Source organism: Spartobacteria bacterium UBA695, from assembly GCA_002298145.1.
In the GTDB taxonomy this organism is placed as follows: domain Bacteria; phylum Verrucomicrobiota; class Verrucomicrobiia; order Chthoniobacterales; family Chthoniobacteraceae; genus UBA695.
The window spans coordinates 327132-350255 of sequence record DBMP01000013.1; the positions used below are offsets into that span (position 1 = coordinate 327132).

Here is a 23124-nt window from a genome sequence, read left to right on the forward strand (position 1 = left end):
AGGGGCCGCCAACACAAGTTTCCATGCTCACCATTCGCGATCTCAAAAAAACCGTCGGGGGCCGTACGCTCTTTGAAAACGCCTCCATGCAAGTCAACTATGGAGAGCGCGTGGCATTGGTCGGCCCCAATGGCGCGGGTAAATCAACCCTTTTCGGGCTCATTCTGCGCAACGACGAGCCCGATTCCGGAACCGTCGACCGCGACGAATGGACCATGGTCGGCTATCTTCCCCAGGAGGGCGAAGCCGTTGGCGACGAAACGGTGCTCGACGTTGCGACCGGCCGCGCGGGTGAACTCGCCGCTCTGGAGTGCCGCCTCAAAGAACTCGAAGAAGCGGGCACGGTCGACACCCCGGAATACATGGAAGCCCATGCCAAGCACGACGCCCTCAACGACCCCCAGGTGGAGGCGAAGGCCAAGAAAATCCTCCACGGCCTCGGGTACCACGAGGATCAGTTCGGCCGCCGTGCCCGCGAGATGAGCGGCGGCTGGGTCATGCGCGCCCATCTGGCCCGCTTGCTCGTGATGGAGCCCGATCTCCTGCTCCTCGATGAGCCGACCAACCACCTCGACCTCCTCTCCCTCCTCTGGCTCCAGGATTACCTCAAAACCTATTCCGGTGCCATCCTCCTTATTTCCCACGACCGCCAGTTCATGGACGAACTCATCGAGACCGTCTACGAAATCAACGAAACGCAGCTCATTTCCTACACCGGCAACTATTCGGACTTCCTGCGCCAGCGCGAGGCGAACTACGAGCAGCAGCTCGCCGCCTATAACAACCAGCAAAAGGAAATCCGCGCCTTGCAGGAATTCGTCGACCGCTTCCGCTCCGTCGCTTCCAAAGCCTCGCAGGCCATGAGCAAGCTCAAGCAGATCGAGCGGATCAACAAACTCGAAAAACCGCTCCCCCCACGCAAACCCTTTCGCTTCCACATCCCGCAGCCTCCTCGCGGCGGCCAGCGAGCCATCACACTGGATAGTATCCACATGGCCTACGGCACGCACTCCGTCTACCAGGGCGTTGACCTCACCATCGAACGGGGCGAACGCACCGTGCTTGTGGGCCCCAACGGCGCGGGAAAATCGACCCTGCTCAAAATCCTCGCCGGAGTCGTCGAGTTCCAGAAAGGCGAACGCAAACTGGGCCACAACGCCAAGATCGGCTACTTTAGCCAGCACCGGGCCGACACCCTCGACGCCAACAAAACCGTCCTCGAAGAAGTCATGGACAGCGCCCCGGAGATCCGCGAAGACGAAGCCCGAGGGGTGCTCGGCTCGTTCCTTTTCCGCAAAGACGAGATCTACAAAAAAACCGGCGTCTTGAGCGGCGGCGAGAAAAGCCGACTCAATCTCATCAAATTCCTCGTGGACCCGCCCAACATCCTCCTCATGGACGAGCCCACGACCCACCTCGATATCCACAGCGTCGAATCGCTCATCCTCGCGCTTTCCTGCTACGAAGGCACCCTGATTTTCATCTCTCACGATGTGCATTTCATCCGCCAACTGGCCACGAAAGTCATCCACGTCCACTCGGGCCAGCTTTATCCCTATCCCGGCGGATACGACTACTACCTTGAGAAATCCGGTGCCACCAACGACCGCGCGGCCCTGACCGCAAACTAGGTAGTGTCGTCACAAGAGCCACAACGGCATCCACTTCGGCTTTTTGCGCCGTTTTGCAGCTATTTTTGGGTCAGTATTCACTAATATTGCCCTCAAAAATAACCACAAAACGGCATCAAAAATCCTTTGTGGCTGCCATGCGCATCTCGTGCCGATACTACCTAGGGAGCGTTATTTTTGTTCCGGCTGGGGCGTCGGCGTTGGCGAGGGGGCAAAGATGGACGACCCGGCGGGCACGACCCAAAGGCCGCTTACTTTTCCCGCCCGGTTGTACACGATTTTCAGATCCACCTGCATTCGTTCCCAGCGGCAGGGGACATAGGTGATGATGTATTCTTGAAAGATTTCCTGCCGGGGAGAGCCATGCCCCAGGTATTTTCCTCCGCCCGCGCCTAACTGCGCCCAGACGTTGCCGAGCATGGGTTCCGACATCGCGCTGCTCATCGTGGCGTCGAACTCCGCCCTCGCCTTGGCGAAGTCCCCCTTGGCGAGGAGATCGACAAAGGCCACAGCGCGGGTTTTCATATCACCGCTCGGGGCGGCAGGGACCGGCGAAGGCTTGGGAGCTGTTGATGCTGGCGCATCCGGCTGAATCTCGTTGATAATATGATCTGATATGGCCCCAGCGTGTGCGGCTGTCTCGGTCTGAGCTGTATTAGCGGGAGTCGCCAAGCGTTCGGGCCGGGTGTTGAGAATCACCTTGCCGATCACACTGGAGACAAGAATCTCCTGAAGCGGTTCGTTATGCCGCGCGATTTGCAGCATCCCGTGGGCGGGAGCTTGTGCCACGCGGGCAACCCGTACCTCGCGCCCCTGCCGATAGGCTACGAAATCACCGGGAACAAACTTGCGTCCCAGCTTAAAGACCAGAAGCTGGCTGCCACGGGGGATTTCCGGGAGTGCGGCATCGGTTGGCACCCGGTAGGGAGCAAGGAAGAAAAGCCGCGTTAACGCCGCAAGAACTGCGCAAATCATGACGATGGACAAGACCCATGTTATGGAGCGGCCCGAGGCGCATTTATCCAGACTGGCAAGCTGCGCCAAAGGTAATGCCCAGCCTTGCAACAGGCGAATCACCAAAAAAAGAGAGAGCAGCAGAACCCCCACCTCGAAATAAGCCCATGCCGAAAGAAAACGTTCGTTGCTATCAATCATAACGCCATTGAAGGCGATGCAAAGGATCAGAAGAACGAGCAAACCTCTCAGGCCGCACATCGCTACGGCCAGCCAGTGAATGACCCGCTGACCGTTGCGTTGCCCGACAAGCGGCGGCCAGATCCGCCTTCTCCACGGTTGCTGCGAATCCGGCCTCGGAGCCTCTGTGGTGGAAGCGTCCGAAGGCGCCTTTCCTTCCCCAGCTTGCCGCGTCCCCGCGATCGTCTCCACCTCCGTTTTGACCTCCCCGGCTTGCTGATAACGCCGCTCCGGCTCTTTTTCCAACGCCCTGAGCACCACTTCATCCAGGCGCACATCCACGCGGACTTTGCGCGAGGGCGGCGCAAAGCGGCCCAGCGGCAGCTCGCCCGTGAGCATCTGGTAAAAGACAACGCCCAGGGAATAAATATCCGCCCGGTGATCGACCTCGTTGGGGCGTTCCACCTGTTCCGGGGCCATGTAGGCGGGCGTGCCCATTACGTCTTCCGCGCGGGTCAGCGTGAAGTCCCGCGCTTCGCGGCCCACGATTTTCGCGATGCCGAAGTCGGCGATTTTCACCCGGCCCGCCTTGTCGATGAGGATGTTCTCCGGCTTGATGTCGCGGTGAACGATGCCCTGGTTATGCGCATATTGAAGCGCATCGCATATTTGCGGGACGATGGCCAGCGCCTGGGCCGGAGCGATGCCCCCCGCGGCTAAAACCTGCCGGAGGTTCGCGCCGTCCACGTATTCCATGATGAAATAGAAGAGCCCATTCACCTCCCCGGAGTCATGAACCGCAACGATGTTCGGGTGGTCGAGCCGGGCGAGGGCCCGCGCTTCCCGGGAAAAGCGTTCGGCAAACGCCGGGTTGCGCTGCGCCGCCGGGAGGATCTTCAGAGCCACCCAGCGGTCCAGCCCCTTGTGCCGGGCCTTGTAAACCGCCCCCATGCCGCCGCGCCCCAGCAGGTCCACGATCTCGAGCTGCGGAAAATAGCCCGCCAGCGCTTCCGGCGTGGGCGAGGGGATCTCGGGAGTTCCCCCGGTCCCGGCGGTTTGGGTCTCCATGCCGCGCTGCAACAAACACGCCGGGCAAAGGCCCTCGGGCGTTTCGCTGGGGAGGTTCGCGCCACATTGGGGGCACTGTTTTTCATCATTCATACCGATGGAAAAAGCAAAACGCGCCAGAGGTTACAAAAAAATCAGCGGAATGCGGCGAAAAGTTGGCGGAGTTCCTCTTCCACCTCTCCCGGAGTGCCCACCGTCTGCGCGATGTCCTCCCGCAGCACCTCCCGGTAGCGTTTCCGCAGCCGGTGAACGGCCACTTTTACCGCTCCCTCGCTCATCCCAATAGAAGCGGCTATCTGGGCCTGGGATTCGGCTGGGCCATCGCCGGTGAGGCAGCCTTTGAGCGCCTCGAAGAGCGGCTCCTTGCCCGCCAGGGTGTATTCCCTCCGCAGCCGGGAAAGGGCCTGGTCCAACAGCGTCAGCGCCCATTGCCGCTCAAACGCCTTGTCGGGGGAAAGATCGTCGGTGGGCTCAATGCGCTGGCGCTTTTCCAGCGGAATCGCGTCAAAGGCAATCAGCGGGATGCCGCCCCCGCGTTTCAACGCCTGCGCCCGGTCCCATTCATTGGCCAGGAAATGTTTGAGCGAAGCGAGCAGGAATGAGCGGAACTTTCCCTTCGCGGGGTTCACAGAGCCCAGCCCGTTGCCCTGCAATAACTGCTCGAAGAACGCCTGGGTAAGGTCCTCCGCTTGCGGAATATCATAGCCCCGCCAGCGGATATACGCGAAAAGCGGCGGCCAGTAGCTTTGGCACAGCTCGGCCAAGGCTCGGGAGCCCGTTCCCTGCCCATGGCCCGCCGCCGCGAGCACGACCGTCCAGCGCGTCGCGGCGAAGAGGCTGGGGGTGGGGGAAGGCGAAGCAGTGGAATGGCTCAATGGCATGAGGGAGGCTCTCCGTGGCTGAAAAACGAAACGCTTCGCGCGTTATACAACATTTGCCCCCGCCTGCCAGCGAATTACCGGAGCCTTTGCCTCAGCTCTCCGAGGCGTCAATAGGACGAAGGCATGGCCCCCGGCGTGCATTGTGCTATGTTGGTACAATCCGCAACAGGAGCAGACGCTATGATTATTGGAATTCTCAAGGAGATCAAAGCCGAGGAAAACCGGGTCGCCATGACCCCCGGCGGGGTGGATGCCCTGGTGCGCCAGGGACATATCCTGCTGGTTCAAACGGGAGCCGGAGTCGGCTCGGGCTTCGAGGACGACGAATATCGGGGGGCGGGGGCCGCGCTGGTGGCCGATCCCGCCGAGATCTACGCCCGCTCGGAGATGGTCATGCACGTCAAGGAGATCATGCCGCCCGAGTACGCCTTTCTGCGCCCTGGGCAGATCGTCTTTACCTACCTTCACCTGGCCGCCGACGAAGCCCAGACCCGCGCGCTCCTGGCCAGCGGCTGCGTGGCCATCGCCTACGAGACCATCCAGACCGACGACCACCGCCTGCCGCTGCTCCAGCCAATGAGCGAGGTGGCCGGGCGCATGGCCGTGCAGGAGGGGGCGAAGTACCTCGAAATGGCCGAGGGGGGCCGCGGCGTGCTCCTGGGGGGCGTTCCCGGGGTGGAACCGGCGCGGGTGCTCATCATCGGCGGCGGCATTGTCGGCACGAACGCGGCGAAAATGGCCTGCGGCTTGGGTGCCGATGTCACCCTGGTGGACGCGAATCTCGACCGCCTGCGCTACCTGAGCGACGTCATGCCCGCCAACTGCAAGCTTATCATGTCCAACCCGCTGACCATCCGCGAACTGCTCCGGCATGCCGACCTGGTCATCGGTGCGGTGCTCATCCCCGGGGCCAAAGCGCCGAAACTCATCACGCGCGAGATGCTCGGGGTGATGAAGCGCGGCTCGGTCCTGGTGGACGTAGCCATCGACCAGGGCGGCTGTTTCGAAACCTCGCACGCCACCAAGCACAGCGACCCGGTTTACGTCGTCGACGGCGTCATTCACTACTGTGTGGGCAACATGCCCGGGGCCGTCGCCCGCACCTCCACCCTTGCACTGACCAACGCCACGCTGCCCTACGCGGCGACGCTGGCGGACAAGGGCTGGGTGAGGGCCGTGCGCGAGGACGAGGCGCTGGCCCGGGGGCTCAACGTCTGCAACGGCGTGCTAACCTACCTGCCCGTGGGCGAGGCGCTCGGGCTTCCCTCCAAACCGTGGGAGGAAGTGGTGCCCCGGGTGGAGTAATACGAATTACCTATTCAAACGCCACTAAATGGCTTCTCCAGTAAAAATATTTCACGCAAAGCCGCAAAGGCGCAAAGGCGCAAAGGAGTCGAATGCATCTCCTCTTTGCGCCTTTGCGGCTTTGCGTGAGATTTGTCTGTATAAATCGTATAACTAGGCTCCGCTCCCCCTCCGGCAGAATCGTAGGCGGCTTTCCTCCCTTGACTTGCCGCCGCAAATCCTTCGTGATGGGCCCCCCAAGAACGATGAAACCGGTTTATACCCTCGAAGATTTGCGCGACTGGAAAAACGCCACCGCCGGGGAGGCCCTTCCCATCCGCCTGGCCGTCTTTGGCGACCCCGTGGCCCACTCCCTCTCGCCCCAGATGCACAATGCCGCCCTCGAAGCCTGCGGCATCCCCGCGCGCTACTGCCGCCTCCACATCCACCCGGAGGAACTGCCCGAGGCCCTTTCTCTGCTGCCCAAAGCCGGGTTCATCGGCGCGAATTTCACCATCCCCCACAAAGCCGCCGTGCTGGGCCTGCTCGATACCGTGGACGACCATGCGCGCAAGATCGGCGTGGTCAACACCGTCGTTGTCGGCGAGGACGGCCGGATGAGCGGCTTTAACACCGACGGCCCTGGCCTGCTGCGGGCCGTGCGCGCCGAGTTCGGCGTCGACCTGCGGGACCTGCGCGTCATGGTCCTGGGGGCGGGCGGCGGCGCGGGCCGGGCCATCTCCGCCCAGTGTGCCATCGAGAATTGCCAGCGGCTCGTGCTCGTCAACCGCACCTTCGAGAAAGCCCAACAAGTGGCGGCCGAGCTAGCCCCATATTTTAAAGACCCGCGCGTCTTTGGCCCCGCGCGCCGCCTGGAAGCCGTCCCGTGGGAGGAAAAAGAGCTGGCCCGCCAACTGGCCAACACAGACTTGGTCATCAACGCCACCTCCTGCGGCATGAAGCGCACCGATCCCTCCGTGCTCCCCGCCTCCATTCTCCAGGCGAACCTGCTGGTTTACGATACCATCTACACCGCCCAGCTCACCCCGCTTCTGGCCGATGCGCAGTCCGTCGGCGCACGCGGGGCCAACGGAGCCTCCATGCTACTCTACCAGGGCGTGGGATCGTTTGAGCTTTGGTTCGAGCGCGAAGCCCCCGTCGAAGTGATGAAAGCGGCGATGGAGCAGGCGAAACACCTGTAATACGATTTACAGATAAAAGGCATTAAGTCTCACGCAAAGCCGCAAAGGCGCAAAGAAGGCAGGTGCGTTTCTTCTTTGCGCCTTTGCGTCTTTGCGTGAAATATTTTTTATAGAGTGGCCGTTTAGTGGCGTTTGACTATGAAAGTCGTATAAGCTGGATCAATCCTCCGGCTTTGGCTCGCGGGAAAGAATCTCCGTGAGCACCTCGGCGGGCTTTTTCCCCTCGTAGAGAAGCCCGTAAACCGCGTCAATGATCGGCGTTTCCACCCCGTGCTTGCGGGCGCACTCGTAGGCGCTCAAGGCCGTCGGAACGCCCTCGGCTACCATCTGCATGGACCCCGCAATCTGCTCAAGCGTCTCGCCCTTGCCGACGCGCTCGCCCACGGCCCGGTTGCGGCTGTGGCGCGAGAAACAGGTCACCATCAGGTCGCCGATGCCGCTCAGGCCCCGGAAGGTCGCCTTGCGGCCCCCCAGCGCCGTGCCGATGCGGATCAACTCCACCAGCGCTCGTGTCACGAGGGCCGCCTTGCTGTTGTCGCCAAAGCCGAGGCCGTCGCTTACCCCGGCGGCAATCGCGAAAATGTTTTTGAGCGCCCCGCCCAGCTCGATGCCGGGCAGATCGGTGCTCGTGTAGACCCGGAAGGTCGGGCCGTTGAGTTCGAGCTGCACGCGGGCGGCCAGATCAGAGTCCTCGCAGCCGAGCACCACCGCCGTTGGCATATTGATGGCCACTTCCTCCGCATGGCTGGGGCCGGAAAGTACGCCGAGGGGGCTCTGCGGCAGCGCTTCGCGTAAAATCTCGCTCATGCGCAGCCCCGTGCCTTGCTCGATGCCCTTGGTGAAGGAAACCAGCACTCCGCGCGGGTTGACCTTGGCGAGCCCTGCGGCCACTCCGCGCATTCCCTTTGAGGGGGGGACCACCAGGATGAGATCCGCCCCGTCCACGGCCTCGGCCATGTTGGCGGTCGGGTTCACCGCGTCGTGCAGGCGCACGCTGGGCAGGAACGGGGTGTTTACGCGCGTTTCCCGGAGCGCTTCGATCAGCTTGGGCTCATAGCCCCAGAGAGAGACGGTGCGGCCTTTGGAGGCCATGAGATTGGCGAGAGCGGTTCCCCAGCCCCCCGCTCCGATGACGGCTACAGGATTCATTTTTTACGTTCGAATCGGCTTTCAGTGCCAGCTAGCAGGCGCTGCATATTCCCCCGGTGACGCCAGATGGCGATGAGGGCGAGAATCAGTGTGAACCAGAAGAGGGGGGAAAGGTACCCCTGGAGCAGCCGGGTGGTGATCGGCAGTGAGATGGCGGCGATGATGGAGGCCAGCGAAACGTAACGGCTGGCTTGGAAGCAGATGGCCCAGATGATCAGGCCGATGACGGCGGTCAGTGGCAGCAGGCCGATCAAAATTCCCGCGCCCACCGCCACCCCTTTGCCGCCCTTGAACCCGAGCCAGACCGGGAAGCAGTGGCCCAGAAAGCAGCCGAACCCAGCCGTGATGCCCAGGTACTGGTCGAGGGGCAGGCCTGCTTCGTTGACCAAGTTGGCCGCCGGTGAAAAGACGGCGATGGCGATGCGGACGCCCAAGATGCCTTTCAACACATCCAGAGCGAAGACTAGCACGCCCCACTTTTTGCCCATCGTGCGAACTACGTTGGTGGCCCCAATGTTTCCGCTGCCGTGCTGGCGGATATCGATGCCCTTGCACTTCCCGACCACATACCCCGACGGGAAAGAACCGAAGAGATAGCCGACAAAAAGAACGATAAGAAGAAACATGCGAGGGTGGTTTGAAAACGCGGGGGGGTGGGATTGCCGCAACTATTCGAGCCGGATGGCGGCGGAACGCCCGTGGGCGTCGAGACCTTCCACGTTGGCAAAGGTCTGGATGACCGGCAGCGAAGCGCGCAGCGACTCGGCGTCGAAGCGCACGAGGCTGGTGCGGCGCTGGAACTGGTCCACCGTAAGGCCGGGGAACGACTTGCCCGCGCCGCCCGTGGGCAGTTCGTGCGAGGGCCCGGCCACGAAGTCGCCGCCGGAAACCGGGGAGTAGCCGCCAAGGAAAATCGCGCCCGCCGTGCGCAGCCGGGCCGCCACGCCGTCGTCGTCGGCCGTAACCACCGAGGCGTGCTCGGGAGCAAACGCGTTGCAGAGTGCCACGGCCTCGTCGATGTCTTTTACCTGGAGCAGGTAGGTGCTCGTGTCGAGGACTTCGCGCAGGTGCGTCACCCGCGAGAGCTTGGCTGCCTGTGCCTCGACCTCCGCAGCCACTTTTTCCAGCAGCGCACCAGAGTCGGTGGCGAAAATGACCAGGCTATTGTGCCCGTGCTCGGCCTGGGCCAGCAGATCGGCCGCCACCCAGGCCGCGTTGGCGCTCTGGTCGGCGATGATGAAGATTTCGCTCGGCCCTGGGAGCAAGTCCACCGCCACGCGTCCGAAAACCTGGCGCTTGGCTTCCACCACGTAGGCGTTGCCGGGGCCGTAAATCTTGGCCACGGGGCGGATCGACTCCGTGCCAAAGGCCAGCGCGGCCACGGCCTGAGCGCCGCCGACTTTGTAAATTTCAGTGGCTCCGGTGAGCTGGAGCGCGAAGAGGAGCGCGTCGTTGACCTTGCCGTCCGGGCCCGCTGGGGTGGCGACGACGATCTCTGGCACTCCGGCCACCTGGGCCAGCGTGCAGGTCATGACCGCTGTGGAGACGAGCGGGGCCGTGCCGCCGGGGACGTAGACGCCCACGCGCTGGAATGGGTCAAAGCGTTCGCCCACCTGCACGCCCTGGGCGTTCTTGGCGGACCAGTCGACGCGGCGGCTCTTTTCCGCGAAGGTCTTGACGTTGAGGTGCGAGGTGGCGATGGCCTGCTTGGTTTCCTCGGAAACGCGGCCCACGGCGGCGGCCAGCTCGGCTTCGCTCACGCGGACGGTCGCGCCGGTCAGCTCGGGGCCGCCGAATTTGCGGGTCAGCTCAAAGAGCGCTTGGTCGCCTTCCTTGCGGATGCGCGCGACGATTTCCGCGACGGTGGAATGGACTTCCGCGCTCGGTTCCGCGTGGCGGTCTAGGAAACGGATGGCGTCGGGGTAGTCGGTATCGGTGAATCGCAGGGTGCGCATGGAAGGGAAAATCTAGGGGTTTGCGCGGGGTGCCGTCAAGCGCTTCGGCACGGGGCCCCTTTTTCCTCCCTGGCGCGAGGCTATCGCACCGGGGGCGCGCCGTGGGTCAGGATCGGCAGCGGGTCGTCGAGTTCGGTCAGTTTGCGCGAGGGGCCCATCAGCTTTTTGGCCGTGGTGGCGCACTCCAGCGCGCCGTCCAGGTCGCCCGCGAGGCGGAGGTGCTCGGCGTAGTAGCTGTAGAGAACGCCCAGGTTCGGGTCCGTTGCGATGCCCTGGACAAAGGCCTCTTCGGCGGCTTCGTGCTGGCCCGTGGCGTCGAGCGCCTGGCCGAGGCGAATCCAGAGGTTTTCATTGTCCGGGGAGCGCTTCAGCCCCTCGCGGAAAGCGTCAATGGCTTCCTGGAGCAGCTTCTCGCGCCCTTCCGCTGGGGCCTGGAGGGCCAGGTTGCGGAGCGATTCGCCGGAGATATAGTAATTTTCCGGGTTTGCGGGCTCGGATTTGATGGCCCGCTGCGCGATCGCGGCGGCATGGGTGTAATGGTGGCGTTCAAAGGCCTCGGTGGCCTTTTCCGTGAGCCGTTCGGCATGGAACCAGTAGGCGGAGGCGGCCAGCAACACGGTTCCGAGGGCCCCCAGGGCACCCCTCAAGGCGAGCGTCCGTTTTCCGGGAGCCACTTGCGATTCTTTGTTGAGCCCGGCGTTGGAGAGGACGCCGAAGACGAATCCCCACAGGAGAATGTTGGCCGGGGTGTGAAGGGTCGAGTCAAAGGCGCTGTGGACCAGCAGCGCGATGGTGGCGGAGAGCGCCGCCACGGTCAGCGCGAGCGAGTTGGTCTTGGGCGGGCCGAAGGTGTTCATCAGCCGCCGCGCCACGACGTCTTTAATATTGAGGAACCCGGAGATGATGTGGGTTACCAGAAAAAAAGCCACGAGCGCGCCGCCGAGCGCGCCGTACTGGGCCAGGATCTCCAGGTAATCTGAGTGAGTGTTGGTCGCGTCGGTCTGCACCGGGGCGCGGCGAAAAAGGCGCTGGAAGCCGGGGTGGGTTTCGACGCCGGTGCCCACGATGGGCTCGGTCTTGATTTGGTCGAGCGCCGCCGCCCAGTGGTATTTGCGAACGTCTTTCTCCACCCGGCTGATCTGTGCCATGCGTTCGGCGAGCTTCAGGCTCGACTTCATCATCCAGACCGTGCTGCCCAGCAGCGCGATGACCAGGATGGCCGAGCCAATGAGCGCCAGCGGGAACTGCGCGTCGCGGTAAAGGTGCACCACCCAGACGGAAATGGCGGCGAAAACCAGCAGGCCCGTGACGGCCCCGAGGTACCCGGCCTTGCTTCCCGTAATGGCCAGCCCGCCGATGCACACGAGCAGCAGGTAGCCGATGAAGAATTTCATCGGAAGGTGGTAGCGCCCCCAGATGGTGTAGCTCGCCGCGAAGAGGCCCGCGATCTCCAGATAAGCCGCCAGGTGGCTCGGGTTAGTAAAGAGCCCGCTCGCCTCGATGCCGAAAATCTCCGGCCGGGTGTACCCAAAGAGCATGTACCCGGTGCCGTCGGTGAACTGGATGGCCCCGACAAAGACCTGCACGGTCGTCACGACGCAGAGCGCCAGCGCCAGGCCGGTGCGGAACCGGGGCTGGCAGAGGTAGATCGCAGTGATGAGGTAGACGGACATCCCAGCCATGGCCATGAGGACATCAGTCCGCGCCAGGTAGGGCGAGGGAGAGAAAGCCGCCCGCCCCAGGACATAGGCAAAGAGCAACAGCGCCGACCCCACGCACCAGACGGAAGGCTTGATGCAAGCCCGCCGGATGCCGTTCAAGGAAAACAACGCCGCGCCGCCGATGAGCGCGTAAGGGCCAAGAGCACAAGCCAGGCGCGTCCCCCCAATGAGGCATTGGATCGCAACCATCGCTACCGTGAGGATCAGGAAGAGGACAAAGTTCACGCGGGGAAGAGTTTGTCAAAAGAATCGCCCTTGTGCAACTGTGGGTTCTTGCTCAATGGTGAAAGAAAGGTGAAGATTTGGTGATGAATCCGCTCACCGAATGGCTTGCTCTGTTACAAAAGAGCGTGGAAGCGGGCCTTTTCGTCAAGATGACCCTCGGGCATCCCACCGGAGGTCCTGATGCGCCGCGCAAGCTCCTTTTCAAGCCCGTGACGATTAAGGGGCGGCTCTGTTGCAGCGTGGTGAGCCGGTATGAGCGGCGCGACGTGACGAAAAATTACGACTTCCCCGAAGTCCTCCGGGACGTAGCTCAGAAGCTGGGGGGCGAATTCCTAAGCGCCCACTTGGTGACGCAAACCGAGGAGGCCCAGCTCGAACTCGGCCGCAAGCCGCGCCTGAAAGTCATCCCCCAAACGCACGCCCCCGCCGCGTTGGAGCACGACCGGGCCCCGATCCGCTGGGTGGACGCCAACGCCGCATACCTGAAAGCCCTGGAGGTGACTGACGCCCGGGGCCGTGTGCGCGAGCGCATGGGGGATAAGTTCCGGCAGATTGAGCGCTTCGTGGATCTGCTGGCATCCGCGTACAAAGAATCCGCCGGAGCCGGGCACGGCGGGCCGTTCACCTTTTGCGATATGGGCTGCGGCAAGGGCTACCTCACCTTTGCGGCCTACGATTATTTCCGCCGCGTGGAAAAGCTGGCCGTCGAGGCAACGGGCGTCGAGACGCGGCCAGACCTCGTTGGCTTGTGCAACCGGGTCGCCGGGGAATGCGGCATGGAGGGGCTCCGGTTCGTGGCCAGTAACATTGCCGAATACGCCGTCGCCCCGGGGCTGGATTGCCTTATCGCCCTCCACGCCTGCAACACCGCCACCGACGACGCCCTTTTCGCCGGGATCACCGCCGGGGCGCGGATCATTCTCACCGCCCCCTGCTGCCACAAGGAACTGCGCCCCCAGGTCGACGCCGCGCGCCAAGCCGGGCCGCTGGAAGACCTCCTGCGCCACGGCCTGTTCGCCGAACGCCATGCCGAAATGGCCACCGACGCGCTGCGAGCCCTGCTCCTGGAGCGCGAAGGCTACCGCGTGCGCGTGGGCGAATTCGTTTCGCTGGAACACACGGCCAAAAACGTCATGCTGATCGCCACCCGGCGCGAAACGCCGCTCGCGCCCGCCGCCGTCGCCGATCTCGACCGCCGCATAGCGCGGCTGAAAGCTTTTTATGGAATCGAACATCAATTTCTCGAAACCCTTCTCCTGGGCCGACGTGAACTGGAACGCCCTGCGGCGGCTTCGGGCGCGGTTCCTTGAGTTTGGCGACAACGCGGAAACCGCCGACCGGGCCGACTACTGGGGTTCGCACAGCGAACTGGCCAGCTACGACTTCACCTTCGCCGAGCGGATCGGCTGGAAGTGGGACACCCTCCTCGCCGAGCTGCGCCTGCGCGGCTGGACCCCGCCCTCCGGGGGCGTGCTCGACTGGGGCTGCGGTACCGGCGTCGCCAGCCGCCGCGTGCTTTCGGCATGGCCCGGGGTGTTTGATCGGCTCGTCCTCACCGATCGCTCCGGCCCGGCCCGGCGCTTCGCGGCCACGAAGGCCCGGGAAGCCTTTCCCGACGTCACCGTAGAGGTGGGCGGAGGCGGCGACGCGGGGTTGCTGGTCGTGAGCCATGTCCTCAACGAACTGCCCCCGAACGTCCTTGAAGCCCTGCTTGCCACGGCGGCGAAGGCCACGGCGATCCTGTGGGTCGAGCCCGGCACGCACGAGGTCAGCCGCCGGTTGTGCGCCCTGCGCGAGCGCTTGCTGGGGAGCGGCTTCCACGCCGTCGCCCCCTGCACCCACGCGGCGGCCTGCGGCATCCTGGCCCCCGGCAACGAACGCCACTGGTGCCACCACCTGGCGCGAGTCCCCTCCGAAGTCCACACCGACCCGGGCTGGGGGAAATTCGCGCAAACGCTCGACCTCGACTTGGGGCGTGTCCCGTTCAGCTTCCTTGTCCTCGACCGCCGGGCCGAACCGGCGCGCGATTTCCGGGAAGCTCGCGTCATCGGTGAGCCGCGCATGTACAAAGGCTTTGCCAAGGTCCTGAGCTGCCAGGCCGACGGCGTCCGCGAGCTGACCCAGCAAAAACGCGACTCCGGCGAGCTCTACAAGGAGCTGAAAAAAGACCCCGGTTCGCTCTATCGCTGGGAGCGGGAAGGGGACAAAATCGTGGGCGGGGAGCGGGTGTTCTAGATTAGTCTAGCCGCAAAAAGGCGCAAAAAGCTCAAAAGGGTTGCCCGTTTTTCCTCGTTACGAATCTCCAGATTCGTAACGCCCCTTTTCTCCGGGAATCTCCAGATTCCCCCACCGTCGCGAATCGGGGATTTGCCCCAATTGCGCAACGACTTTACCTCTCCTCAATGGGAATAAACTTCAGCCCCGGCGCGGGGCCGACGTATTCCGAGAGCGGGCGGTAGAGGCGGTTGTCGGCGAGTTGCTCCAGGACGTGGGCCGTCCACCCGGCACATCGCGCAATGGCGAAGATCGGTGTGAAAAGGTCCGTCGGGATGCCGAGCGAGTGGTAGACCGTGGCCGAGTAGAAATCGACGTTCGCTTCCAGCCCCTTTTTCTCCCGCATAAGCTGGGCGATGCGCTCGCTCATCCGGATCCACTTCGGTTCGCCGAGTTCGTCGGTCAGCTTAATGGCCATGTCGCGCAGGAAGGGGGCGCGCGGGTCGAGCACTTTGTAGACGCGGTGCCCGATGCCGAGGATTTTGCGTTTCTCGGCGAGCTGTTCGTCCACCCAGGCGTCCACGTTCTCCTCGCTGCCGATCTCCTGGAGCATGTGGATGACCCCCTCATTCGCCCCGCCATGGAGCGGCCCTTTCAGCGTGCCGATCGCGGACGTAATGGCGCTGTACATGTCGCTCAAGGTGGCGATGGTCACGCGCGCGCTGAAGGTCGAGGCGTTCATGCCATGGTCAGCGTGCAGCACGAAGGCGACATCCAGCGTTTTGACGGTCTCGGGCGAGGCCTCCTCGCCGTTAATGAGGTAAAGGAAATGGGCGGCTTCGCTCAGGTCGGTGCGAACCGGCGGCAGCGGCTTACCCTGCCGTGCCCGGTGAAAATAAGCCGCGATGACGCCGATCTTGGCCGTGATGTGGAAGGCCCTGATGCGGTTTTTGTCGACGTTGATGTCCTCCTCCAGGTCCGAGTCGTAGAGGCCGAGCATGGAAACGGCTGTCCGGATGACGTCCATCGGGTTGGCCTTGCGCGGGGCGCGGGTCAGGAACCGGACGACGCCGAGCGGCAGTTCGCGGCGGCTGCGGAGGTTCTGGGTCAGGTCGGCGAGCTCTTTGCGATTGGGGAGGTGGCCGTGCCAAAGCAGGTGGATCACCTCTTCGTAGGTCGCCTTGCCCGCGAGTTCGCTGATGTCGTAGCCCCCATAGATCAGTTTCCCCTGATCGCCCTGGACGTCGCTCAGACGGGTGCTGTTGGCGACGATCCCCTCTAGTCCTTTCGCGGTTACTGGCATACCGTCATGCTGACCTTATTTTGTTAAAAATCAACCCGATTTTTGGCACAAAATCATACCCAAAATGAGGGGTTTTATCAGGAACTCAGCAACTCAGGAAAAAGATGAAGGGCGGCGGCGGTTCAGAGATGAAACACCGCCGCCCATTGGCCGTGCTTTGGGCTCGGGCTTCTCAGGATGGAGACATATTGCTAGCATTGTGCCTACATTGTCAACGCGGATCGGTTTGTATTGGAGGAAAAGTTCTTAAAATGGCAAAAATGTCCACCCCAAGGAAAAACACCGACAGATTTCAGGTTCGAATTGATCGCAAGATTATTGAAAAGCTGAGAGAGGAAGCGGAGCGGCGGGAATTGCCTAACGCTCAGGCGTTGGCAGTGCAGATTCTGACAGAAGCGGTCCAGAAACCTCCGGAAAGCGCAGAGGCGAAAGTAAAGACGACGGCGTTTACCGATATCGACCTACGGGCCCTGCTACTGGATGCCCACAAGAGCATCGCGCACCTGACGGACATCATCGCCAGGATGGAAGCCGAGCGGAAGAAATAGCCGATGCGTTCCTTATTCCGTTTTCCTCGTTCCCAAACTCTATTTGGGAACGCCAGTGTAGCGGCAACTCCATTGCCGCAATTCAGATAGCCGCAATAGAGTTGCGGGCTCAAGTGCGTGCCCAAATGGAGTTTGGGCACGAGAGGAGATCAAGCCTCCCCGGCCGGTCCCCCCGGGACCATCTGCCGATGCATTTCCGCGGTAAGCTGTTCGATTTTCTGGCTGAGTTCCTTGGTCAATTGGGTCAGCTCGGTGTTGACCTTCATCAGGTCGAGCAGTTGCTGGGTCTGGGCTGCCGCGACTTTCTGGCGCTCCTCGCTGGCCGTCGCCAGGGCTTCGCGGTGCTGCGCGTCGGCTTCCATGTGGGCTTTGTCCCGGTCGGCCTGCCGGGTTTGGGCCAGAAGGATCAGCGGAGCCGCGTAAGCCGACTGAAGACTGAAGGCAAGGTTGAGGAGGATGAACGGGTAAACGTCAAATTTCGTAACCCCCGCGACGTTGAGCCCGATCCAGAGGAGCACCACCGCAGTCTGAGCCACCAAAAACACCGGGGTGCCAAAAAAGCGGGCAAACGCCTCGGCCTTGAGCGAGAACCAATCGCCGCCAAAGACGGAATGCAGATGGACGTAAGGTGCGTGAAACCGCAGATGGTGTGGATGCGAGGGTTTCGACAAAACGGCGGGTTGGGAAGTCATGGAAATCCTATGAACTCATCCTCAATGGCAATCAAGCGCGATTGTGGACGCAAAAAAAAAGAGCGGACAGCCGTTTCCGGCCATCCGCTCTTTGGTTTTTTAAGCGTTTAAAGCTTGCCCGCTTTTTTCAGGGCTTCGATGTGCTTGACGAGTGTCTCGGCCAGGACGGAAGGGGTTTCCGCAATGGCGATGCCCGCGTCTTGCATGGCTTCGATCTTGGCTTTCGCCGTGCCCTTGCCGCCGGAGACGATGGCGCCAGCGTGGCCCATGCGGCGTCCGGGAGGCGCGGTGGCCCCGGCGATGAAGCCCGCGATGGGCTTCTTGCAGTATTGCTTGATCCACGCGGCGGCTTCTTCTTCCGCCGCCCCGCCGATTTCGCCGATCATGATGATGGCTTCGGTTTCGGGATCGTCGTTGAACATCTTGATGACGTCGAGGTGCGAGGTGCCGTTGACCGGGTCGCCGCCGATGCCGACAGTCGTGCTCTGGCCGAGGCCGAGCTTGGTGAGCTGCCAGACGGCCTCATAGGTCAAGGTGCCGGAACGGGAGACAACGCCCACGTGGCCCTTGTGATTGATGTAGCCGGGGGCGATGCCGATGCGGCAGCCGCCATGCGAGCCTTCCCCTTCGCCGGGGACGACGATGCCGGGGCAGTTCGGGCCGATGAGGCGGGTCTTGCTGCCTTTCATGGCGGCTTTCACGCGCACCATGTCTTCCACCGGGATGCCCTCGGTGATACAGATGACGAGATCGAGACCAGCGTCGACGCCTTCCAGGATCGAGTCGGCCGCGAAGGCGGGCGGAACGAAGATGGCGGATACGGTGGCTCCGGTTTCGGTAACCGCCTCGGTGACGGTGTCGAAGACGGGCACTTTGTCGGCGAAGAGCAGGCCGCCCTTGCCGGGGGTTACGCCCGCGACGACTTGGGTGCCGTAGTCCAGGGAGAGCTGGGCATGGCGGGAACCGAATCCGCCGGTGATGCCCTGAATGAGAACCTTGGTGTCGGTTTTAACGAGAATAGACATAGGTCAAAGAATGGTTGGATGTTTCGAGGTTAGGCCGCTTTCCCTTCTTTGACGGCGGCGACGATCTTCTGCGCTCCGTCGGCGAGCGAGTCGGCGCTGATGACCGGCAGGTTGCTTTCGAGGATCAGTTTCTTGCCGATCTCCACGTTGGAGCCTTCGAGGCGAACCACGAGCGGCACGGGGAGCTTGGTTTCCTGCACCGCGGCGATGATGCCCTCGGCGATGATGTCGCAGCGCATGATGCCGCCGAAAATGTTGACCAGGATGCCTTCGACCTGTTTGTCGGAAAGGATGATCTTGAAGGCCGCGGCGACGGCTTCCTTGGTGGCGCTGCCGCCGACGTCGAGGAAGTTGGCGGGCTCTCCGCCGAAGTACTTGATGTTATCCATCGTGGCCATGGCCAGGCCTGCGCCGTTGACGAGGCAGGCGATGTTGCCGTCGAGCCCGATGTAGTTGAGGCCGTATTTGCTGGCCTCGACTTCGCGGGCGTCTTCCTCGGTCTCATCGCGCAGGGCGACGACTTCGGCGTGGCGGTAGAGGGCGTTGTCATCGAAGTTGAACTTGGCGTCGAGGGCGAGCACGTTGCCCTCCTTCGTGACGACGAGCGGGTTGACTTCGACGAGCGAACAGTCCTCAGCGACGAAGAGCCGGTACATGGCCTGGATCAACTTCGTGGCTTGGGAGAATTGCTGCCCCTTCAAGCCGAGGGCGTGGGCCAGTTTGCGAGCCTGGTAGGGCTGGATGCCGAGCAGCGGGTGGATCGGTTCGCGGAAGATGCGCTCCGGGGTCTTGGCCGCAACGGCTTCGATGTCCATGCCCCCTTCGGTGCTGGCGATGATGACCGGGGCGCTCTTGGCGCGGTCGAGCAGGATGGCGAGGTAGAGTTCTTTTTCGATGCCAGCGGCTTCGGCGATGTAGACCTTGCGGACGACACGGCCGGCGGGGCCGGTCTGGTGGGTGACGAGGGTCTGGCCAAGCATCTTGGCGGCGATCTCTTTGACTTCAGCCGGGGTCGAGGCGGCATGAACGCCACCCTGGTAACCGTTTTTGAAGGTGCCCTTACCGCGCCCTCCGGCGTGGATCTGAGCTTTGACCACCAACTTTTCAATTCCAAGCTCCCGGGCCGCGATCTCCGCTTCCTCGGGGGTGCTTGCCATCTTGCCACGTGGCGCTGCGACGCCAAACTTTTCGAACAAATCCCGCGCCTGATATTCGTGAATGTTCATAAATGATAGATAAAAACGAGCCGCTTCACCGGGCCCGGGGGCTGGGCGGGGCATGCGGGCAACGCAGATTTTTTATCGGCCGGGCTCGGCGAATGCAAGGATGTGCGTAGATTTGTTAAGAAAAGGGCAACAGAAGGGCAAGGGAAGGGCTTTGAAATGGGGGTCAATATCCCCCTACGACCCCCGCCCCGCGAGGCCGGGATTTTCTCTTTATGCGCGGTGGTTTTCCCCTCCGCTGCCCCGGCTTTGGGGCGGGTTCTAGTTGCCGTTCCAGGCGTGGGAATAGTAGGCCACGTTGGTGAGCGGGTCGGGGTGGTGCCGGAAGCCGGTGACGAGGGGGGTGGAGAGGTAGTTCTCCGCTCCGGCTTGCATGACGTTGGGGCCTTCTGCCGCGAGCTGCTGCGGGGTCTTTTCCCCGGGCAGGACGATGGCGATGTGGCCCGGTTTGTGGCTGTCGGAGTTGCGGTAGACGGCTAGGGTCAGTTCGCCCCGGTTGGCGGCGCTCTGGGCTTCGCCGCTGTTGCTCAAGTGGCTCCAGCCGTGCTGAAGGCCCTTGCGGCTTAGCCAGTCGGATTGTGCATTGGCCAGCAGGATGACGGAGTACTCGGGCGGGCGGGGGAGGTCGATCCCCGAACGGCAACAAACCGAGGCGACAAAGGCGCTGCAATGGGTGCTGTGCCGGTAGATTTTTTCCTTGGTGGGGACGCCGGTGTACCAGTCGACGTGTCTGTACGCCAGCCAGCTGCTATCGACATGGAGGCTGGTGAGAAAGGTCTGGAGCTGCGCGGCCTTTGGGGAGAGCTCTCCCGCCCAGGCCGGGCTCGCGGCCAGCAGCAGGAATAGCAATCCGGCGGCTAAAGCCCGCCCGTTTTTGAACAGTTGCCAGCGCATAAAGCTATTGTTTTCCAGGGGGCCCATTTTTCAAACAAAAAAGGCGATGCCCAGGATGAGCATCGCCTTTTCTGAAAACTGCCAGCGTTGGATTAACGCTTGGAGAACTGGAAGCGCTTGCGGGCGCCGGGCTGACCGGACTTCTTACGTTCCTTCATACGAGGATCGCGGGTCAGGTAGCCTTCCGCCTTCAGAGCGGGGCGGAGGTTGGCGTCCACTTGCAGGAGCGCGCGGGCGATGCCGAGGCGAACCGCTCCGGCTTGGCCGTTGACGCCGCCGCCGTTGGTGTTGACTGCCACGTCATAGGCGTTGACGAGGTTCGTCAAGGTCAGCGGGGCGAGAACCGTGTTCTGCAGGCCAACGGTGGGGAAATATTCTTCGAAAGGCCGTCCGTTCACTTCGATTTTGCCAGTGCCGGCAATGAGACGAACGCGAGCGACCGCGGTTTTGCGGCGTCCGGTGGCCGAGTTAGCAGGAATGTTTGCCATAAGGAAAATTGGATGAAAATTCTAGTGCTAGAGTGCGGTGACCGGAGTGGGGGCCTGGGCGGCATGAGGATGCTCAGTGCCGGCATAGACTTTCAGCTTGGTGAAGACCGAGCGGCCGAGGCGGTTGTGCGGGAGCATGCCTTTGACGGCGTGCTCGATCAAAGCTTCGGGGCGGCGGGCGCGGCGGGCCTTGACGGTCTCATGGTGATGGCCACCGACGTAGCCGGAGAAGCTCATGTAGCTCTTGGCTTCTTCTTTCTTGCCGGTGAGGCGGATTTTCTCCGCATTGATGATGATGACGAAATCGCCGGTGTCGACGTGCGTCGTGAAGATTGCCTTCTCCTTGCCGCGCATCAGATTGGCGGCTTTCACGGCGACGCGGCCCAGGACCTGGTCCTTGGCGTCGATGATCCACCAGTTGCGCTTCACCTCGTTGGCTTTCGCTGAGATAGTTTTGCTCATATTTACGGTTGTATTCAAGAGGGCGAGCAGAGAGGCGGTTTTGGCCCGCTTCTCTGGCAATTGTTTCAGGCAAATCGGCGAACTCGCGTTCGTGTCATTGACGACTCAACCACCCGGTTGAGCGATTTTTGAATCGCCCTGGAAAATCCAGTAAATCAGAGGAGTGCCTCTGGGGCAAGTGGGAAAACGCGCAATTTTACGCTTCCCCGGGGCCGCCTTTGTCGCAGTGTTCCCGGAGGAAGCGCTCGATTTCCTCCCGGCGCGGGGTGGATTCCTGGGCTCCGGAGCGGGTGACGGAGAGGGCGGCGGCGGCTTGGGCGAACCGGACGGCTTCGGGGAGCGGCTGCTTCTCGGCGAGGGCTACGGCCAGGGCGCCGTTGAAGGTATCCCCGGCGGCGGTGGTGTCCACGGCTTCCACTTTGAAGCTCTTAATGATCTGGCTGCGCTCCGGCTCGGAAATAAGAGCCCCGTTTTCGCCCATGGTGACGATGACGGCCTTCGAGCCCAGCCGATGGAGCACTTCGGCGGCTTTGCTGGCCTTTCTTTTCCCTTCGACGAACTGGTACCCGAGGCCGGAGAGGGCTCCGGCTTCGCTTTCGTTGGGGGTCAGGAGGTCGATTTGCTCCCGCAGGTCGTCGGGAAGCGGCTGCGCGGGGGCGGGGTTGAGGATCACGGGGACGCCTGCCTCGTGGGCCATGGCGACAGCGGAGCGGACGGTTTCCAGCGGGATCTCCAGTTGTAGGAGAACGGCATCCGCGCCGGTGATGACGGGGCGCGCCGCCTCCAGATCGGCAGGGGAGAGCTGTGCGTTGGCTCCCGGGGCCACGGCGATGCTGTTCTCCCCATGGCCGCCGACGAAGATGAGAGCCACTCCGGAGGCCGCCGATGGGTCGCGGAAAATGAACCGGGTGTCGATCCCTTCTTTAATATAGAAGGCCAGCGCCTGGTCGCCCAGGGCGTCGCAGCCGAGCCGGGCCACGAACGTCACGTCGCCGCCCGCGCGGACCGCGGCCACGGCCTGGTTGGCTCCCTTGCCGCCGCCGTAACTGGTGAATTCGCCGCCGAGGAGCGTTTCGCCTGGCTTGGGAAGGCGGTCGAGCTTGACGACCATGTCGGTGTTGGAACTGCCGATGACGACGATTTTAGGGGAAGTCATATGAGGGAGGGAATGATTTTGAGGGCAATCCGCGTGCTGCGCCGGGCGCATTCGCCGATGGCCAGCGGATGGTAATCCAGGATCAGGGAATAAAGGGTGTCGTGCAGCGGTGCAACCCATTTTTTGGGAAGCCGGATGGCTCCGTGCATCGCGCCTCAGATGGCCCATCCGTTGCGGCATTGCAATCAGTATCCCTGCGACCCATGACGGCGAAAGTTGCGTCCGTGTCATTGACGACTCGACCACCCGGTTGAGCGATTTTTGAATCGCCCTGGATAATCCAGTAAAGCACAGCTTCCACCATAAAAAGTGGACCGGGTTTGCCATTTTTAGGTTGTTGGGGCGGGCGCCCCCCCTAAAATCCAGACCATGGATGTCCCCCTTGCCCGACGACTCCCCATCGAAACGCCCCGCCGCATGAAATACGTGGCTTGTGCTCTTCTATTGGCCAGTCTGGCGGTGCCGCTGGTCTCGCGGGGTGAGGGTCTGGCCGCTCCTGCTTCGGCGTCATCGGCGAGCGAAGCCTCGCCAATCGTTGCCAGCCCTTTTTCCACGGAAACCAGCCCGAAGGCTGTTGAAGCCGCAAAAAAACGCGGTGCGGCGAGCGCGGCCAGGGACATTGAGGCGGGAGTTTTCCGCATTCTTTCCTATGGGAAACAGCCAGCGCCCACTACCCAACCGCGCTTGGATGCGGCCACGGGCTATCGCATCCAGCCCGTCGCGGGCTGTATCGTCTCCGAGCCGTTTTGCGCGGAGGTGCAGGCCTACAACCAAACGATGCGCGAGTGGCACGAAAAGAACGTGCCTCGGTAGGAAAGGCAAATTGACGGAGCCCCTTTTCCGCCATTGGCAATTTCCTCCCCGTTGTG

The 23124-nt window shown here is 62.5% G+C and carries 22 protein-coding genes; 7 read left to right on the top strand and 15 right to left on the bottom strand.

The features are described from left to right. The first annotated feature begins 23 nt into the window (after positions 1 to 23). On the top strand, positions 24 to 1631 hold the full coding sequence (locus tag B2828_RS07650; RefSeq protein WP_479633120.1) for an ABC-F family ATP-binding cassette domain-containing protein: 1608 nt from the start codon (positions 24 to 26) through the stop codon (positions 1629 to 1631). Between the two features lie 171 nt (positions 1632 to 1802). Here B2828_RS07650 and B2828_RS07655 read toward each other — a convergent pair whose 3' ends face one another. Both B2828_RS07655 and B2828_RS07660 read right to left on the bottom strand, forming a co-directional pair. After that, complete coding sequence (locus B2828_RS07655; protein WP_479633121.1) at positions 1803 to 3926, bottom strand: protein kinase domain-containing protein; 2124 nt, start codon at positions 3924 to 3926, stop codon at positions 1803 to 1805. A gap of 41 nt (positions 3927 to 3967) precedes the next feature. Further along, complete coding sequence (locus B2828_RS07660) at positions 3968 to 4714, bottom strand: RNA polymerase sigma factor (RefSeq protein ID WP_479633122.1); 747 nt, start codon at positions 4712 to 4714, stop codon at positions 3968 to 3970. A 180-nt stretch (positions 4715 to 4894) separates the two neighbouring features. Between B2828_RS07660 and ald the strand changes: the two genes are divergently transcribed. Both ald and aroE read left to right on the top strand, forming a co-directional pair. Then, the gene (ald, locus tag B2828_RS07665) at positions 4895 to 6019 is read left to right on the top strand and encodes an alanine dehydrogenase (protein WP_479633123.1); all 1125 of its coding nucleotides are present in this window, start codon (positions 4895 to 4897) and stop codon (positions 6017 to 6019) included. 245 nt (positions 6020 to 6264) lie between these two features. Continuing rightward, positions 6265 to 7200, top strand: coding sequence for a shikimate dehydrogenase (gene aroE, locus B2828_RS07670; protein WP_479633124.1), 936 nt, complete (start codon positions 6265 to 6267; stop codon positions 7198 to 7200). A gap of 159 nt (positions 7201 to 7359) precedes the next feature. Here aroE and B2828_RS07675 read toward each other — a convergent pair whose 3' ends face one another. The 4 genes from B2828_RS07675 to B2828_RS07690 all read right to left on the bottom strand — a co-directional run bounded on the left by B2828_RS07675 (position 7360) and on the right by B2828_RS07690 (position 12250). After that, on the bottom strand, positions 7360 to 8349 hold the full coding sequence (locus B2828_RS07675) for an NAD(P)H-dependent glycerol-3-phosphate dehydrogenase (RefSeq protein ID WP_479633125.1): 990 nt from the start codon (positions 8347 to 8349) through the stop codon (positions 7360 to 7362). Next, the gene (gene plsY / locus B2828_RS07680) at positions 8346 to 8975 is read right to left on the bottom strand and encodes a glycerol-3-phosphate 1-O-acyltransferase PlsY (protein WP_479633126.1); all 630 of its coding nucleotides are present in this window, start codon (positions 8973 to 8975) and stop codon (positions 8346 to 8348) included. The genes B2828_RS07675 and plsY overlap by 4 nt, the downstream gene beginning before the upstream one ends. Before the next feature lie 42 nt (positions 8976 to 9017). Then, entirely contained in the window at positions 9018 to 10304 is a 1287-nt protein-coding gene (hisD, locus tag B2828_RS07685; protein ID WP_479633127.1) for a histidinol dehydrogenase, read from the bottom strand. An 80-nt stretch (positions 10305 to 10384) separates the two neighbouring features. Beyond that, complete coding sequence (locus B2828_RS07690) at positions 10385 to 12250, bottom strand: O-antigen ligase family protein (protein ID WP_479633128.1); 1866 nt, start codon at positions 12248 to 12250, stop codon at positions 10385 to 10387. An 83-nt stretch (positions 12251 to 12333) separates the two neighbouring features. On the opposite strand from B2828_RS07690, the gene B2828_RS07695 reads away from it, so the two are divergent. After that, positions 12334 to 13560 carry a class I SAM-dependent methyltransferase gene (locus tag B2828_RS07695; RefSeq protein WP_479633129.1) on the top strand — a complete coding sequence of 409 codons (1227 nt, stop codon included), beginning with the start codon at positions 12334 to 12336 and terminating at the stop codon, positions 13558 to 13560. Beyond that, entirely contained in the window at positions 13517 to 14485 is a 969-nt protein-coding gene (locus B2828_RS07700; RefSeq protein ID WP_479633130.1) for a small ribosomal subunit Rsm22 family protein, read from the top strand. Before B2828_RS07695 ends, B2828_RS07700 begins: the two co-directional genes overlap by 44 nt. Before the next feature lie 154 nt (positions 14486 to 14639). On the opposite strand, the gene B2828_RS07705 is transcribed toward B2828_RS07700, so the two are convergent. Continuing rightward, the gene (locus tag B2828_RS07705) at positions 14640 to 15767 is read right to left on the bottom strand and encodes a citrate/2-methylcitrate synthase (protein WP_479633131.1); all 1128 of its coding nucleotides are present in this window, start codon (positions 15765 to 15767) and stop codon (positions 14640 to 14642) included. A gap of 251 nt (positions 15768 to 16018) precedes the next feature. Between B2828_RS07705 and B2828_RS07710 the strand changes: the two genes are divergently transcribed. Next, positions 16019 to 16315 (top strand): hypothetical protein, encoded by a 297-nt coding sequence (locus B2828_RS07710; protein WP_479633132.1) that lies wholly within the window; start codon positions 16019 to 16021, stop codon positions 16313 to 16315. Positions 16316 to 16464: 149 nt separating this feature from the next. On the opposite strand, the gene B2828_RS07715 is transcribed toward B2828_RS07710, so the two are convergent. The 8 genes from B2828_RS07715 to B2828_RS07750 form a co-directional block, all read right to left on the bottom strand. Next, positions 16465 to 17007 (bottom strand): DUF1003 domain-containing protein, encoded by a 543-nt coding sequence (locus B2828_RS07715; RefSeq protein WP_479633133.1) that lies wholly within the window; start codon positions 17005 to 17007, stop codon positions 16465 to 16467. A 107-nt stretch (positions 17008 to 17114) separates the two neighbouring features. Beyond that, positions 17115 to 18032 (bottom strand): succinate--CoA ligase subunit alpha, encoded by a 918-nt coding sequence (gene sucD / locus B2828_RS07720; RefSeq protein WP_479633134.1) that lies wholly within the window; start codon positions 18030 to 18032, stop codon positions 17115 to 17117. A gap of 29 nt (positions 18033 to 18061) precedes the next feature. Continuing rightward, the gene (gene sucC, locus B2828_RS07725; RefSeq protein WP_479633135.1) at positions 18062 to 19258 is read right to left on the bottom strand and encodes an ADP-forming succinate--CoA ligase subunit beta; all 1197 of its coding nucleotides are present in this window, start codon (positions 19256 to 19258) and stop codon (positions 18062 to 18064) included. A gap of 258 nt (positions 19259 to 19516) precedes the next feature. Further along, the gene (locus B2828_RS07730) at positions 19517 to 20149 is read right to left on the bottom strand and encodes a hypothetical protein (protein WP_479633136.1); all 633 of its coding nucleotides are present in this window, start codon (positions 20147 to 20149) and stop codon (positions 19517 to 19519) included. A gap of 92 nt (positions 20150 to 20241) precedes the next feature. Further along, positions 20242 to 20637 (bottom strand): 30S ribosomal protein S9, encoded by a 396-nt coding sequence (gene rpsI, locus B2828_RS07735; RefSeq protein WP_479633137.1) that lies wholly within the window; start codon positions 20635 to 20637, stop codon positions 20242 to 20244. A 27-nt stretch (positions 20638 to 20664) separates the two neighbouring features. After that, complete coding sequence (rplM, locus tag B2828_RS07740) at positions 20665 to 21099, bottom strand: 50S ribosomal protein L13 (RefSeq protein WP_479633138.1); 435 nt, start codon at positions 21097 to 21099, stop codon at positions 20665 to 20667. A 196-nt stretch (positions 21100 to 21295) separates the two neighbouring features. Then, entirely contained in the window at positions 21296 to 22255 is a 960-nt protein-coding gene (gene rbsK / locus B2828_RS07745) for a ribokinase (protein ID WP_479633139.1), read from the bottom strand. Next, positions 22252 to 22404, bottom strand: coding sequence for a hypothetical protein (locus B2828_RS07750; RefSeq protein WP_479633140.1), 153 nt, complete (start codon positions 22402 to 22404; stop codon positions 22252 to 22254). Before B2828_RS07750 ends, rbsK begins: the two co-directional genes overlap by 4 nt. A 220-nt stretch (positions 22405 to 22624) precedes the next feature. Between B2828_RS07750 and B2828_RS07755 the strand changes: the two genes are divergently transcribed. Beyond that, on the top strand, positions 22625 to 23068 hold the full coding sequence (locus tag B2828_RS07755; RefSeq protein ID WP_479633141.1) for a hypothetical protein: 444 nt from the start codon (positions 22625 to 22627) through the stop codon (positions 23066 to 23068). Positions 23069 to 23124 lie beyond the last annotated feature (56 nt).

Bases quoted from the DNA above. Each gene is read 5' to 3' on its own strand.
- B2828_RS07650 (WP_479633120.1), top strand. From the start codon at position 24: ATGCTCACCATTCGCGATCTCAAAAAAACCGTCGGGGGCCGTACGCTC.
- B2828_RS07655 (WP_479633121.1), bottom strand. From the start codon at position 3,926: ATGAATGATGAAAAACAGTGCCCCCAATGTGGCGCGAACCTCCCCAGC.
- sucC (WP_479633135.1), bottom strand. From the start codon at position 19,258: ATGAACATTCACGAATATCAGGCGCGGGATTTGTTCGAAAAGTTTGGC.
- B2828_RS07730 (WP_479633136.1), bottom strand. From the start codon at position 20,149: ATGCGCTGGCAACTGTTCAAAAACGGGCGGGCTTTAGCCGCCGGATTG.
- B2828_RS07715 (WP_479633133.1), bottom strand. From the start codon at position 17,007: ATGACTTCCCAACCCGCCGTTTTGTCGAAACCCTCGCATCCACACCAT.
- B2828_RS07660 (WP_479633122.1), bottom strand. From the start codon at position 4,714: ATGCCATTGAGCCATTCCACTGCTTCGCCTTCCCCCACCCCCAGCCTC.
- B2828_RS07755 (WP_479633141.1), top strand. From the start codon at position 22,625: ATGGATGTCCCCCTTGCCCGACGACTCCCCATCGAAACGCCCCGCCGC.
- B2828_RS07695 (WP_479633129.1), top strand. From the start codon at position 12,334: ATGAATCCGCTCACCGAATGGCTTGCTCTGTTACAAAAGAGCGTGGAA.
- plsY (WP_479633126.1), bottom strand. From the start codon at position 8,975: ATGTTTCTTCTTATCGTTCTTTTTGTCGGCTATCTCTTCGGTTCTTTC.
- B2828_RS07750 (WP_479633140.1), bottom strand. From the start codon at position 22,404: ATGCACGGAGCCATCCGGCTTCCCAAAAAATGGGTTGCACCGCTGCAC.
- B2828_RS07675 (WP_479633125.1), bottom strand. From the start codon at position 8,349: ATGAATCCTGTAGCCGTCATCGGAGCGGGGGGCTGGGGAACCGCTCTC.
- sucD (WP_479633134.1), bottom strand. From the start codon at position 18,032: ATGTCTATTCTCGTTAAAACCGACACCAAGGTTCTCATTCAGGGCATC.
- rpsI (WP_479633137.1), bottom strand. From the start codon at position 20,637: ATGGCAAACATTCCTGCTAACTCGGCCACCGGACGCCGCAAAACCGCG.
- B2828_RS07710 (WP_479633132.1), top strand. From the start codon at position 16,019: ATGGCAAAAATGTCCACCCCAAGGAAAAACACCGACAGATTTCAGGTT.
- aroE (WP_479633124.1), top strand. From the start codon at position 6,265: ATGAAACCGGTTTATACCCTCGAAGATTTGCGCGACTGGAAAAACGCC.
- ald (WP_479633123.1), top strand. From the start codon at position 4,895: ATGATTATTGGAATTCTCAAGGAGATCAAAGCCGAGGAAAACCGGGTC.
- B2828_RS07705 (WP_479633131.1), bottom strand. From the start codon at position 15,767: ATGCCAGTAACCGCGAAAGGACTAGAGGGGATCGTCGCCAACAGCACC.
- rbsK (WP_479633139.1), bottom strand. From the start codon at position 22,255: ATGACTTCCCCTAAAATCGTCGTCATCGGCAGTTCCAACACCGACATG.
- rplM (WP_479633138.1), bottom strand. From the start codon at position 21,099: ATGAGCAAAACTATCTCAGCGAAAGCCAACGAGGTGAAGCGCAACTGG.
- hisD (WP_479633127.1), bottom strand. From the start codon at position 10,304: ATGCGCACCCTGCGATTCACCGATACCGACTACCCCGACGCCATCCGT.